The organism is Faecalibacterium sp. (assembly GCF_052358865.1).
Classification (GTDB): Bacteria; Bacillota; Clostridia; order Oscillospirales; family Ruminococcaceae; genus Faecalibacterium; species Faecalibacterium butyricigenerans.
This window is the reverse complement of record NZ_DAWCVJ010000066.1, coordinates 1-13,293: the sequence shown is the minus strand read 5'-3', so window position 1 is coordinate 13,293 and position 13,293 is coordinate 1. Positions and strand designations below refer to the sequence as shown.

Below are 13,293 nucleotides of genomic sequence, written 5' to 3'. Positions count from 1 at the left end.
TTGTCCTCATAGATTTTGCAAATCAGTTTTTCCAGTTCTCCGGCTCTCTTTTGAGCAGCAGCCAGACGCCTGCGCTTTTTCGATATATCGGCACTCTGTTGAGCAACCTGCGTCTCCTGAACAGTGTGAATAAATTCCGTCCGGTCATTTCTCGAATATTCAGCGATAGCCCGGAGCGTGTCGGAAACCAATGTCAGGACAGCACTCTCATTGATACGGTGTTGTGTAGGGCATAGTGTCCCACACGGAACTTTGGTATAATTGGAACAGGTATATTGAGAAACCCGCTTGCCATTATTGGTGCGGTGGACATACATCTTGCCGCCGCAATCGGCACAATAGAGCAAGCCTGTGAGGGGAGCCGCTTCGCCCCAGCCGTTTGGATAACGCCGTACATTGCTGCGGATTTTCTGCGCCAAATCAAAGGTCTGCTGGTCGATAATGGCTTCATGGGTATTCTCAAAGATCGTCCATTTGTCCTCAGAAACATAGTGGCTTTTCTTGTCCTTAAAGTGCTTGCGGGTCTTGAAATTGATGGTATGCCCTAAATACTCTCGTTTTTTCAAAATGTTCACGATGGTAGATGATCCCCACCCATAGGGGTCTTTGACCGGCTTTGAACGGTTCACACCCTCGTTGAAGCGGGCAAGGTGTACGACAGGAATTTCAATCCGGTCTGTGGATAATTTGCAGGCGATCTGGTAAGGCCCATATCCCTCCAGCGTGAGGGAGAATATACGGCGTACCACTTCGGCAGCTTCCTCATCTACCAGCCAATGCTCCCGTTTTTCGTCCCATAAGTAGCCGTAAATCACAGTGCCGGTCAGGTGCTTGCCACTCATGCCTTTTGACTTAAACACAGATCGGATTTTCCGGCTGGTATCACGGGCGTAAAATTCATTCATGATGTTGCGGAACGGGGTAAAATCGTCATCGCCTTTCAGACTGTCCACACCGTCGTTGATGGCAATCAGACGAACGCCTCGCTGCCGCAAAACCTCCATAACTTGACCGACCTTCAGATAGTCGCGTCCTAACCGGCTCATGTCCTTGATGACGATTGCCTCTACACGCCCTGCCTCCACTTCCTCCATCATCGCCAAAAATCCGGGGCGGTCAAAACGGGTGCCTGAGATACCATCATCGGTAAAGTGCGTAGGGTTTGGCAGCCCATTCCGGCGGGCAAAATCCTCTAACATCTGTTTTTGGTTGGATATGGAGTTGCTCTCGCCCTGTAACTCATCGTCCCGGCTCAGGCGCTCGTACAGTGGGGTAATTTTTTCATTTCTCATGGCTGTACCTCCTGAAACAAAAATGCTCTAAGTGATTGCTTCACTAACCATGACAAAATCATGATTAAGAAGTCACTTAGAGCATATATCACCGCTGCTTAACTTGTACTTTTTGTACTGCTTCACGGCGAAGCAATCGGGCTTGCGCTTTTCCAGCCCCGCAAACATATAGTCCACGGCGTTCATAAAGTCCTCGTCATCCTCCTTGACCTCCATCCCGGAAATCATGTCCACCAGCGTGTTCATGTTTCGATCCTCGGCAGGGCCCTCGAAGATGATATAGGCGATAAGCGCACAATACAAAAGTGTCTCGGCCTTCGTCCAAAACGGATCGCCCTCCTTGCCCTCTCCCTTGGTGTTGGAGATCAGCGCATTGACAAACTTTAGGATGTCGGCCTCGTTCTTGATGTACGCCAGCGGGTTATAGTGCATGGACTTGGAAAAATCAATGCTATTAAAAACCTTGATTTTATATCCACGCTTTTTTTGCAGGAAATAGCCCACCTGCCCGAGGACGCCGCCTTTTGGATCGACCACCACATACGAGGAATGGGCTTGAAGAAGCTGGGGCGTGAGCCAGAACCGGGTTTTGCCCGAGCCGGACGATCCGATGATACAGGCGTTGAGGTTGCGGGCATTGGCCGGGATCTTCGGGCGGGTGTTCATGGTGAGAAGCTCCGTCCCGGTGAGAATGACATTGTTCTCAAACTTTGGATCGACAAAAGGCTGGATGTCTTTAGGCCCGCCCCAACGGGAGCTGCCGTATTCCTCATCCCGGCGATATTTCTTGGCGTTCTTGCTTTTCACATAGATTAGCAGCCGAAAAGCCACAGCGCCCACAATATCAATGAGCCAGTCAAAGGGATCAAGCCCCGGCGAGAAATCCGCAAAGGCCACGCCGATGGTCTGCATCAGCCCCAGCAGCTTTTCCCCGAAGTTTGCACCAGCGGCCAGACGGTAAGCCGTCCCCATTTTCAAGCAGGCCCAGCCGATGAACAGATACGGGATATTGGGAAGTACATATTTTCTGATTTTATCTGTCCGCATGGGCCGCCTCCTTTACGCGCTCCTTCTGGCGGGGCTTTTCCTTGGCAAGCTGATCCGCCGCCCGTTTGAGCTGTTCCCGGATGGGGACGCGCCGGGACTTGGATTTATCCAGCACCTTCCGGGAGTATTCAGAAAAACAGGCCGTCATCGCGTCGGCCTGTCCCGTCTTGAAGAAAAGCAGATATTTGTCCGGCCCGGTTTTATAAAAGGCATAGTCCACATTCCACTTCCGGGCTACCCGGTCAAATACCTTGGGTGCGTCCACCTCGATACTGCTGGTGGCCGCGCCGTGAGCCATGAGCTTTTTCACGCTCTGTTTGCCGTGGGGCGTTTGGGCCTCCCGGCGGGCCTTGGCAACCTTACGGCCAACGGCCCGGAGCGCATAGGCAAGGCTCCGGGCCGTCAGCTTACTGGCCTTCATGGAAATTGCGATTGTGCGCCGGGAAATATCTTCGTCAACCAGCTATACCACCTCCTAACCTTGGGACAAAGTGTCTCGAAGTGCTAACGCTCCTCGCGCCCCGGACTGATGCGGTGCTTTTCGGTGTCCAGCGCCGATTTGTCGATAATGCCTTGGTAGGCCGCCATCTGCTCCCGGATGTTGAGCTTGGGGTAGGCGAAAATGCGGTGCTCGTCGGGAATATCCTCCCTGCCGTGGTACACCTCAATAAAATTGCCGTAGTTGTTCCGCACATACCCACCGGGGGCGTAGTGGCCGCTTTCATTGATCCGGGCGTCCCGCCCGTATGCCTCGTAGTCGATATAGTCAATGAGATGTTCCGGGATCTCGACGGCCCCGAAGTCTTGAATATACAGCCGCCCCAGCTCCTCGTCGTTGCTGATACCGGGCTCGAAGTCGAAGCAATCCAAATTATGCGTCAAATTGATCAGCTCCTGAACGCTGCCGGTATATTCGCCGCTGTCTATCACGGCCTCAAACTTCTCCAGATCGGCGGTGCCCATATCGGAGAGCAGATGGGCCAAATGGTTGAGCTCGTCAAGGTTTTCGTACTCGCCCAAATAGTCATACAGGCCCAGCACATCGCCGTCAAAAGAGGTAATGAAAATCTCCTCATATCGAATACCGTCCACGCCGATCCGCTTTAAGAGCGCCTGCACATCCTCGGTAGTAGCGGGGAACTTGAGGGTTTCACCCACAAGCTCCCCTTCGTTGTACTTGCCGAGGTTTGTCACATACGCCTCGAACAGCGATGGCATATCAGCGGCGGCCCTGGCCCTTGACGGTCAGGATGCCCTCCAGCGTGGTGGAGGTGATACCCAGCCGCTGGGCAACGGCGATGTCGTTTTTCATGGCCTCGGTGACAGTATGGCCGCACACCACCAGCACATGAGAGCGGCGGAGCAGGTCGCGGCTCATGTCGATGCCGCTTTTGTGCTCCTCGGGAATAGCATCATTGAGGAACAGGGGCAGATACAGGGTGGGACAGATGGGCGAAAAGCCCGCCTCATACACAGCGCGGCAATACTGCGCCGCCCGTTCTGCGTTTTCGCTGTCGCCGCCGTACCATGCGGCGGTAACATACGCAAGGGGTCGTTTCATATTGAATACCTCCGATAATTTATAATGTAGGTTCAGCCCAATCCCCCCGCCCTTTCCCAATCATGGGAAAGGGGGCGGCTCTGGAGGATATACCCCCGCCGCGCCGCTGAGAGTAGCACAGCCGGGGCCGCCCGTCAAGGGCAAGCCGCCGCAAGCGGCGGGGTCATGCCCCCTTGACAGGCAGCTCCCGACTGCGCTTTGATTTGGGCGGCGACGGGGGATAAACCACCAGAGCCCTCTGTGAAAGGGCGTGAAAAAACCTCGGGACAAAGTGTCTCGAGGTTACTTCTCCAAATCCGCCTTTTTCTCGGGCTTTTTCAGCTCGGGCGGCTGTTTCTCTTTCCATTCGTCCAGCAGGGACATGATCTGCTCCTTCATCTTGACAGGAGTGACCTCCTTGCCAAAATACTTCTCCAGTTCGGCCATAGAAATAATCACGCCGCGATCCTCCTTTTTCTTTTCACTCAGAATACCGTCGATCACATCGCCGTTGAGCTTGCCCGCCTGATCCAGCTCCCGGAGCCGTTTGGCCTGAGCGTGGGAGGGCGAGGACTGCTCACCGTCGATAGACACGGCAATCAACCTCTGGTTTTTCGGTTTGATGTACGAGATCTCCACGGCGGGCATGAAGCCTAGCCCCTTTTCGTCCACCTTACTCAGCAGCTCCGGGACAAGGAAATTAAGGCGAAGATACCGCATGACCTTTTTGTAGTTCATATCGTGCGCTTCGCCAACGATCTCAACAGAGCGTTTTCCCACATCACCGGGAGCAACGCCGTCCAGCCGCCCGCCCTGGTGCTTGATGGCCTCCACTTCCAAATCCAGCAGGGCGGCCAATTCGCTGGGAAGTGTCTGATCTCGCTGCTTGTTACTGTCCCGCATGGCCTGCACAGCTTCTTGGTCGGTCATATCCCGGACAATAAAGGGCATTTCCTCCAGCCCGGCCAGCTCACTGCCGCGAGTACGGCGGTGGCCCGCGATAATCTCAAAACCGTTGCCGTCTTTCTCCGGGCGGGCAAGACCGGGAACCATAACGCCGTTTGCTTTAATGGACGCGACGGTTTCCTGCATCTTGGCGTCATCCGTGACCTTGAACGGATGGGGACGGAATGTGTGGAACGGGTGGAGCTCGGAAAGTTTCAGATAGACCAGCTTGCCCTCCTCCACAGGACGGGGCGGGGGCGTAGGTGTCTGGGGCTCCGCCGCGATCCCGGCCTCGGGGCCAGCACCACCGCCAGCGGTGGCCTGTTCCGGGGCGGGAGCCGCCTTGACCGTTGCGGCCTTTTTACCTTGGGACACTTTGTCTCGAGGTTTGGGCGGCTGGGCCTCGTCGGGGGCCGCCTTATCCGCCTTGGGTGGGCGGCCTCTGCGGGGCTTTGCCGCCGTCTGCTCTTTGTCGGCCTCGGGCGCTGCCTGCTCCGCTTTTTCAGCCTTCGGGGGACGGCCACGGCGGGGCTTTTTCTGTTCAGCCGCAACCTCCTCCTGCGGCTTTTCCTCCTGGGCCTGTTCAGCCGCTTTCTCGGGCTGGCCGGGAGCGGGAGCCTCCGGGGTGGGCGGTTCGGCCTGTTCCACAGCATGGCGGGCCGCCGCCCGCTGTTCTGCCATCAGCTCTTCGATTTTCTCAAAGGGTACAACCACATCGCCGGGAGCGGGCTGGGCCGGGGCCGTACCGGGCCCATCTGCTACGGGAGCTTCGGGGGTGCTATGCTCCTCCGCGCCCGTGGGCGGTTTCTTTTCTTCCATTTGCTAACCTCCTATCTTTTTGTAATGTTGCACAAAATTTCGCTTGAAAATTTTGTACTTATTTTTTTGAAAAATCCTGCCTCCTTCCGAGCTTTCCACGCAAAAAAGCCGCCCTTGGTCTTGACCGGGCGGCCTTTTGCGTAATGTGATAGCTCTGTTTTGTTTTGGTGGGTCTGAAAACCCTTGTATTTACAGCGTTCCTAATAGGAGGTATTCATATGTGGCAGCGCAGACGGGCTTTCGTTATGGAATCATTCTGTTTCAATTATTCTGATATTCGCTCTGACTTACATGGCGTTCCGTAAAACACGCAGTCGTTCTTCAAACGTTGCTTTCCATGCCGGATGCTCGGAGAATACGGTGTGCTCCACCTGACGGACTTGGTTCAGTCCGATGTTCCGCACCGCTTCCACTGCAGCATCTTTTTGGCTCAGATGGCGTTTTCCCACGGTCAGACAGTTTGCGCCTTCTGGCGTGTCGTACTGCTGAAACGCCCGGTTGAAGTCCATCAGGTCATGCAGACGGATGGGCTGATTGGTTTCGTTGTCTACCAGCAGACCCCAATTTTCCCAATGACGGTCAGTATTGCCCACCAGATAATCCAGAATGTTCATCATATAGTAGCCGGGAGCATCCAGCTCTAAGATCTTATCCAGCGTGTTCCAATCATGGTTCGTGCAGTAGACGTCATAGGCTGCATAGGTCACAAGACTGTATCGCTGAGATGTCATGATTTTGCTGATAGAAACCGGCTCATTTTCAAACATCCCCTGCTCATACAGTATCTGATGGCAGTCAAAGCACCGGCAGATTTTGCTTGCCAGCACTTCACATTCCACCGCATCCCTGCCGCCATCCTTGTAAAGATAGAATCCATCCTCTTTGCGCACCCATGCTTTGGGGTACAAGCCGCCCGTAGACAGGTCATTTGCCAGAAGATGGGCGTTTGTCACCGTCATTTGGTGCCCCCGCAGCGCAATATCCACAAGCGCATTGCTTAAGGAGTGTGCAAAAAGGTTGATATCCTCGAATCGAATCTTCTCGTTTTCTTCTTTCACCCAGAACACATCCAGCAAAGACAGACAATGGTAGGATAATACAATCTGTGCTCGTTCCCTGTCCGTAACACTCTGAGATGCACCGATACTGTTCAGGATTTCCTTGGCGTAGGTGCGATCCAACGTCAACATCCGGGAGGCGCACCAATAGTAAAAGTTCGTTACATTATTGATGCGCTCGTCAAAATCATCCGATTCCACCAGAACCAGATCATAGGGCATGAAATCCTCGAGGCAGACCTTGCATTCCCCTGTCGTGCTGAGTTGTGCCACACAGCTTTCCCGGTGCATGATCTCGTAAAACATGGTTTTCATCCCTCCCTGCGTTCTGTGTCTTGCTCTGAATTTATATTACCTTCTTTTTTCACGGGACGCAAGAGCTTTTACTTTTCAAAAAGCTTTTTCTGCTGCTCCATCAGGACGGTTTCGATACGCTCTTTCAGCAAAAAGTGGAACTGTTTTGGGTAATATGCAGCGTCAAATAATTTCCAGCCATTTGTGATCCTCCGCCATTCTTCCCTGCGTCTTTTCAACAAGCAGAACCGGGTCATATTCCGGAACGCCAACAGCATCCAGATAGTAATCCAAGCCCTTTCGTGTTTTCGGAATGCATCGGTCTGCCAGAAAGGCCAGGAAGTCTTCCCATGAGGGCGTTTCGTTCACACCAAACGCAGTATCCAGTATTTCGTCAACTTTGTTTTCGATGCAGATCTGCTCCGCTGTAAAATCTGCCAAAATCACGGTACACAACGTATCTCCGTCATAATACCGATATTCTTTCAGCTGATGTCCTTTCTGTTCTGCATTTCTGCGGAACAGTTCCGAGTCTGTTGATGCAAGCGGTCGGACGGTGATTTTTTCACCGTCAAAAGAAAGTTCTACCCGGTTATCTTTCTGGATTCCCATCGCACGAAGCCACACTGCCGGGAGATTGACCGAATACTTTTCTGCATTCTTTCCTGCTGTTCCCCCTGCTTTTCTTCTCATAATTTTCACGCTGCGACGATTCATGCACTTCACCTTCCCTTACAAAAAGAATACCATATTGGCCGCCAATAATCAACCGTTTTGTTGTGTCGGCAGCATTTCAAAACACTTATGTAACACAAAAAGCCCCACGCTCAACACTGCCTCTGAATCTGACCGTCTCTGGTCAGAGCAGAAAAGCTTATGTTGAGCGTGGGGCTTTGTTTATCGGCTCGGCTGCCAGCCGGGCTTTTGGTGTTCCTTGGGTTTGTAAGTTCCTTTGGTAGTATCGATCACCGCCTGCAGCAATTCGAGCTTCTGCCATGTGGGGCAGTTCAGACGGTCGATTTTTTCGATCACATAGTTGGCGTGGGCGGTTGCGACCCGTTTTCCGAGTTCGTCCCATCCCTCTTTCGTTTTGGGGTAATGTACCACCACTTCAATGGGGGCACTCTTTCGCATGGCTCACTCACCTCCGATTACATCGCTATCACCTCATTTTTACGGGTTACTGGTTGTCCGCTATTCGCTGCGGTTTCCGCTCAGAACGTTCAGAGCCAGACTGACCAGCAAAGCCATATCAATGCGGAGCATTTCAGCCTTGCTGGCATAGCCCATAAAGCGTTCGATGCGGGATTTATCGATCGTGAAGATCTGCTCCAGAAGAATCATGGACGGTTCTTCAAAGGCCGGGTTGGAATCCACCAGCACATGGGTGGGCTGTTTTTTCTTCTTTTCCGTCCGGGTGGTAACAGTTGCAACGACCAACGTAGGCGAATGACGGTTTCCAATGTTGTTCTGCAGAACTACCACAGGGCGTTTCCCGCCCTGTTCCGAGCCGATATGCGGCTCCATGTCTGCATAGTAGATGTCCCCTCTGAGATATCTCCAATTGTTCGGTAACATAAAAATCAACCTCCTTTTTATGTAAGAAACAGCCGCCGCGGACGAATACCACGACGGCTGTTGTTCAGGAGGTAGAACGAAATTGTCAGTTTTTCAGCGGCAGGCTCATCTCACGGCTGGCACCGTTATAGATGCGGAGAATCTGCCGCATGTGGCGGTTTGCAGAACTGCCGGTGTCTTTCTGAGCCAGCTGCGTGATGGTTTTCGGATGTGTCCTTGCCAGCTGCTGCACCAGCCGCTCCCGGCTGTACTCGCCCTCGTATACGGAGATGAAGCGGGCCACACCCCGGATCACACCGGCAAGGTAGGCGTCTACATTGCCCTTCCACGCCTCGTTGATGATGCGAAGCATCTCGACGTAGCGCTCACAGCCATACTGCTTGTACAGCTCGTATGCCGTTTCGATGCAGTAGATTTTCCAGGGTGCCCGGATGCCGTCATAGGCAAATTCCACACCGGCATTCGACGTGATTCCCACAAAGTAAAGTGCATCCGGGTTTTCGGCCACCAGATTTGCACGAAGGCGTTCGCCCGCCGTCAGGCAGGTACGGCGATTCGTTCGCAAGTGCGTTTTTCTGAATCGATGTGATCATTTTGATCACATCGATTTACTTTATTGCAATTTCCGGGCTGCCCGCCCACTGCCAGCTTGGTCGATTCATACTCCTTGCCCAGAAGAAACTTCTTTCGTTCTGGGCTGAGATTTCTGCGGCCAAGCTGATTTTTGCAGATCCATGCAAGCGCTTCGTACTTGTTCGCAAGCTGGATTTCTTCCACTTCAAACTTGATAAAACCGTGCTTTTTCAGGATGCGGTAGCGGGTGTGCCCATCCAGAATGTAGCCATTCCATGTGATGATGGGATTCAGAAGACGACCCTCGGCAATGATGTTCTGCTCAAGCTGCTGTTCTTCCTCAAACTGCAGCGGCGGAATTTTGCTTTGGAACTCCGGGTCAATTTTAAGCTGGCTCAGTTTCACGTCGGTTCTCCTTTCCGGTCATTTTCGATTTACGGACAATGGGCTGAACGTAGTAGTCAAACCCATATCGTGTCTGGCAATACGTGCAGACATCCTTGACGAGCTGCCTGGGGTCGGCTCTGCGGAGACGGACGCCCTTTGCGTCCAAAAATGCCCCTCGGCAGACGGCGCACAAAGTTGTCAGGGTGGATTCATCCACCTTTTTTGTGGTCTTGCGATTCATTTGCGTACTCCTTTTCGCTGATATATAAAAACGCCGTCCGTGGTTACCCTCGAACGGCGTTTGGAAAAGGTTTTGTATGGTTTCTCTTAATTTGCCCCCGGCACCCCTGAGAAAGGGAAACATTCAGGCGTTGGATTTGCACCACTCCATTGGCCTCTCGGCCACCCCGTCTTCTTTATGACCGGGCCGCGAATTACGGAAGTATCATTATCTGGAAGTACCTGAAGCTGCATATTCAATTTTCAAGGTCCGCCCGGCTGCGGCTCCCGCTCCCTTTCGGAGGTGGGCCGCTGCCGTGACAATAGTGTATCGTACTTTCGAGCAAAAGTTTATGGACTCGTAGTCCAAGTCACCCACCCTCTTAGTCCATATATTGTATACAACAGTTCCAAAAAGCAAAAAAATCCCGCCTGAAAAGCAAAACCTTCGCTTTGCCCTCAGACGGGATGTCTTTCTATGCGACTTCTATAAATTCAAAAACCCATTGTCCAGCATTTCCGCGCTCAGGCTGCCCGCATCCGGGGTGTCTGTCATGATGCCGCGTGCTCCGTGCGCTACCATTTCGCGGGCGCGCTGCCCGGCTTTTCCTGCCAGCTACGGTCCGCTGAGAAAGACAACGCCTTTTTCCCGGCTGGGGAAAGTATCCGGCTGCACACAGTCCGCAAAATGCGGCGGCACCAGCAGCAACTATGGCCCGCCCAGCTGGATCTGCTGTAGCTGACGAAGGAAATGCGCATCGCCGGAAAATTGCATGGGTTTTACCGCAATTTGATTGCAACCGCCTTGAAATTATCTTACAATCATAAATACTTTCTTTTCACAAGAGAATCGAGGAACAAAAAAATGACATATAAAGATATCAAACACAACGAAGAAGTCAACGAACTGCTGAAAAAGGGCAACCAGAATCTGGGCCTGCTGGGCTATACCGACCACTCGCAGGCTCATTGCGTCCGGGTAGCAGAAACCGCTGCGCATATCCTGAAAAAATTCGGTTATTCGGAACATGACATCGAGCTTGCCCGGATCGCAGGCTATATGCACGATATCGGAAATGCCATCAACCGGAACCGCCACGCCGAATACGGTGGACTGCTGGCCAATGAGATTCTCAAACAATATGACCTGAGCATTCCGGACCGCATCACCATCGTGTCTGCCATTTCCAACCACGATGAATCTACCGGCGGGGCTGTGGACCCCATCTCGGCAGCCATCATCATCGGTGACAAGACCGATGTGCGCCGCAGCCGCGTGCGGGAAAAGCCAAAGGCAACCTTTGATATCCATGACCGGGTCAATTACGCGGTGACAGACCAGACTCTGAAAATCAACATCGAGAAAAAGGTCATCTCGCTGAATCTGCAGATCGACACCGACATTTGCAGCATGTACGAATATTTTGAGATTTTCCTGCAGCGGATGCTGATGTGCCGCGGGGCTGCCGATATGCTGGGAGCAACCTTCAAGTTAACGGCCAATGGGGCCAAAGTTCTTTAATGTGTAGCCATCTCCTTAAAGAACAGGAACCAGCCTTTACAATAAAAAACAAAAAGTCCCGCCTGAAAGTAAAGCTTTCACTTTCAGGCGGGATGTCTTTCAATATGACTGCTATGGCGGCATGCGTGACCATGAACTCTGCACGATGTCAATTCCTAGACAACTTTTTTCAAATATCGCTATTGTCTGTGGTCTTTGGCAGGGCGCGTCCTATTCAGGGGTGCACCCTGTTTTTGTTTTACCCTTAATCTTCTAGCCCATGGTTTCCGGCCACCGGCCTGTATGATTTGCTACAGGTCGTTGGCCGGTTCTATTATTTTTCGATTTTTTCCAATGTAGGCATGGCAGGGATAGCACCGTGGCGGCTGGTGGTGATGCTTGCAGCCTTGTTGGCGGCAAAAGCCAGAATGCCTTCCAGCTTGTCCACAGTCAGGGTGTCCAGCTCCTCCTTGCAGAGCTTGGACAGAGCAGCCCCAAAGAAGGTATCGCCTGCCACACGGCCGGTTTTCTCTCCAAAGCGGTAGCATACGCCGTTTGCACCCAAGGTGACAAAGATCATCCGGATGCCGTTCTGTGCCAGTTGTGCCGTGCCGTTTTCGCAGTCGGTGGTGCCGGTGAGCAGGGGCTGCTCCTTTCAGCGGTGCACCAGCAGCGCCTGATAGGGTTCCAGTTCCACATCTGCCAGCCAGACGGAAGTGCCCTCCGGGGTGTGATACTCGCCGCCCAGAGCGTCCAGACTTGCCCCTGCCGGGTACTCGGTAAAGTTGAACAGCCCCACCAGCGTTTCCTCACCGCGCTTGCGTACCAGCGCCAGCACGCCGGGGTTATGGCTGTCCCATGTGGTCACCCACGCATCCGGGGCAAAGCAGGGGTCTGCCCGCATCTGGCGCAGCTGCTCCATGCCCTGCCACAGCTGGTTTTGCAGCGTGCCCTTTTGGGTGCGCTGCTTTGCGTCCTCCCAGTTGAATTTGCTGCGATGCAGATTGCGGCTGTCCTCCACACGGTCGGGGTCGTTTTTGTAGTCCCAGCCATTGAGTTGAGCAATCTCATCGCCGCAGTTCAGCATGGGGAAACCCTGCAAAAATGCCATAGCAGTGTGCAGCAGCAGATCACGCTTCACGGCGTAGTCCAGTGCGGTTTTGTCGTCCTTTTCCAGCGCCTGCTCCACGCCGCACAAGCTGGTGGTGGTGCCGCAGCTCCGGGCATCGCCGGTGGCGGGGTCGTAATTGTACAGCTCGCCCTTTGCCCAGCTGCCGGGGAAATTGCCCTCGTAGAAGTGGTAGAGGTATTCCTTGTGCTTCTGGGGGTCGATGCCAAGCCGGTTTTCCACCGCCTCGTCCAGACCCCAGCCGATGTCATCGTGGCAGCGCAGATAGTTTACGAACCAGCAGTTGTCCGGCAGGGCGTGGAGGGCATCCAGCTGCGCCTTCAGCAGCCGGGTGTCCCGGCTGGCAAGGGCACCCCACAGGTTGACCATGGTGGACACGTTGTAGAGCATATGGCATTCCGGTTTTTCCGGTGTGCCGAAATAGGCGGCAAGCTCCTTGGGAGCCATGACTACCTCGCCCTTGAGCACGACAGCGGGGCAGACACATTCCAGTACCATGCGGAGCATCCGCACGATGGTGTGTACCTGCGGCAGATTGCGGCAGGTGGTGCCCAGCTGCTTCCAGATGTAGGGCACGGCGTCAATGCGGAACACCTCCACGCCCAGATTTGCAAGGTGCAGGATGCTCTTGGTCATGTCCACGAACACCGCCGGGTTTCCGTAGTTCAGGTCCCACTGGTAGTCGTGGAAGGTGGTCAGCACCCACTTGTGCATCTCCTCGCACCATGTAAAGTTGCCGGGGGCGGTGTTGGGGAACACCTGCGGCACGGTCTGCTCGTACTGGTCGGGGATGGTGCGGTCCTCATAGAGGTGGTAATAGGCCTGAAACCACGGGTCGCCCGCCTTTGCCGCCATGGCCCAGCGGTGGGTGCTGGCGGTGTGGTTCATGACAAAATCCAGACACAGGCTGA

The 13,293-nt window shown here is 53.7% G+C and carries 14 protein-coding genes and 1 pseudogene; 1 reads left to right on the top strand and 14 read right to left on the bottom strand.

The window, feature by feature from the left end; translation table 11 throughout:
- The 12 genes and pseudogenes from ACT8X9_RS10280 to ACT8X9_RS10225 form a co-directional block, all read right to left on the bottom strand.
- Positions 1 to 1,292 (bottom strand): recombinase family protein (locus ACT8X9_RS10280; protein ID WP_444268905.1); only part of this gene is annotated, 1,292 nt, incomplete at its 3' end.
- Positions 1,293 to 1,382: 90 nt separating this feature from the next.
- Positions 1,383 to 2,339, bottom strand: a pseudogene (locus ACT8X9_RS10275) (type IV secretory system conjugative DNA transfer family protein); the annotation flags it as partial.
- Positions 2,326 to 2,760, bottom strand: coding sequence for a PcfB family protein (locus tag ACT8X9_RS10270; RefSeq protein WP_444268904.1), 435 nt, complete (start codon positions 2,758 to 2,760; stop codon positions 2,326 to 2,328). The pseudogene ACT8X9_RS10275 and the gene ACT8X9_RS10270, both read right to left, overlap by 14 nt.
- An 83-nt stretch (positions 2,761 to 2,843) precedes the next feature.
- Entirely contained in the window at positions 2,844 to 3,557 is a 714-nt protein-coding gene (locus ACT8X9_RS10265; protein ID WP_444268903.1) for an antirestriction protein ArdA, read from the bottom strand.
- A gap of 1 nt (position 3,558) precedes the next feature.
- On the bottom strand, positions 3,559 to 3,900 hold the full coding sequence (locus ACT8X9_RS10260; protein ID WP_444268902.1) for a DUF7768 domain-containing protein: 342 nt from the start codon (positions 3,898 to 3,900) through the stop codon (positions 3,559 to 3,561).
- Positions 3,901 to 4,182: 282 nt separating this feature from the next.
- Positions 4,183 to 5,643 (bottom strand): ParB/RepB/Spo0J family partition protein, encoded by a 1,461-nt coding sequence (locus ACT8X9_RS10255; protein ID WP_444268901.1) that lies wholly within the window; start codon positions 5,641 to 5,643, stop codon positions 4,183 to 4,185.
- A gap of 287 nt (positions 5,644 to 5,930) precedes the next feature.
- Positions 5,931 to 7,016 carry a hypothetical protein gene (locus ACT8X9_RS10250; RefSeq protein ID WP_444268900.1) on the bottom strand — a complete coding sequence of 362 codons (1,086 nt, stop codon included), beginning with the start codon at positions 7,014 to 7,016 and terminating at the stop codon, positions 5,931 to 5,933.
- Between the two features lie 162 nt (positions 7,017 to 7,178).
- A complete protein-coding gene (locus ACT8X9_RS10245; protein ID WP_412620877.1) occupies positions 7,179 to 7,712 on the bottom strand; it encodes an AbrB/MazE/SpoVT family DNA-binding domain-containing protein in 534 nt (177 codons plus the stop codon).
- A 180-nt stretch (positions 7,713 to 7,892) separates the two neighbouring features.
- Complete coding sequence (locus ACT8X9_RS10240) at positions 7,893 to 8,129, bottom strand: hypothetical protein (protein WP_005922522.1); 237 nt, start codon at positions 8,127 to 8,129, stop codon at positions 7,893 to 7,895.
- A 60-nt stretch (positions 8,130 to 8,189) separates the two neighbouring features.
- On the bottom strand, positions 8,190 to 8,573 hold the full coding sequence (locus tag ACT8X9_RS10235) for a type II toxin-antitoxin system PemK/MazF family toxin (RefSeq protein ID WP_444268899.1): 384 nt from the start codon (positions 8,571 to 8,573) through the stop codon (positions 8,190 to 8,192).
- A gap of 85 nt (positions 8,574 to 8,658) precedes the next feature.
- On the bottom strand, positions 8,659 to 9,138 hold the full coding sequence (locus ACT8X9_RS10230; protein WP_444268898.1) for a DUF6551 family protein: 480 nt from the start codon (positions 9,136 to 9,138) through the stop codon (positions 8,659 to 8,661).
- Positions 9,111 to 9,551, bottom strand: a complete 441-nt coding sequence (locus tag ACT8X9_RS10225) for a hypothetical protein (RefSeq protein WP_444268897.1) — start codon at positions 9,549 to 9,551, stop codon at positions 9,111 to 9,113. The genes ACT8X9_RS10230 and ACT8X9_RS10225 overlap by 28 nt, the downstream gene beginning before the upstream one ends.
- 1,066 nt (positions 9,552 to 10,617) lie before the next feature.
- Here ACT8X9_RS10225 and ACT8X9_RS10220 point away from each other — a divergent pair.
- Positions 10,618 to 11,274, top strand: a complete 657-nt coding sequence (locus ACT8X9_RS10220; protein WP_444268896.1) for an HD domain-containing protein — start codon at positions 10,618 to 10,620, stop codon at positions 11,272 to 11,274.
- Between the two features lie 313 nt (positions 11,275 to 11,587).
- Here the strand turns inward: ACT8X9_RS10220 and ACT8X9_RS10215 are convergent, their stop codons facing one another.
- Together ACT8X9_RS10215 and ACT8X9_RS10210 are read right to left on the bottom strand one after the other, a co-directional pair.
- Positions 11,588 to 11,833 (bottom strand): hypothetical protein, encoded by a 246-nt coding sequence (locus ACT8X9_RS10215; protein ID WP_444268895.1) that lies wholly within the window; start codon positions 11,831 to 11,833, stop codon positions 11,588 to 11,590.
- A gap of 75 nt (positions 11,834 to 11,908) precedes the next feature.
- A partial coding sequence (locus tag ACT8X9_RS10210) for an alpha-amylase family glycosyl hydrolase (RefSeq protein WP_444268894.1) occupies positions 11,909 to 13,293 on the bottom strand: 1,385 nt, incomplete at its 5' end.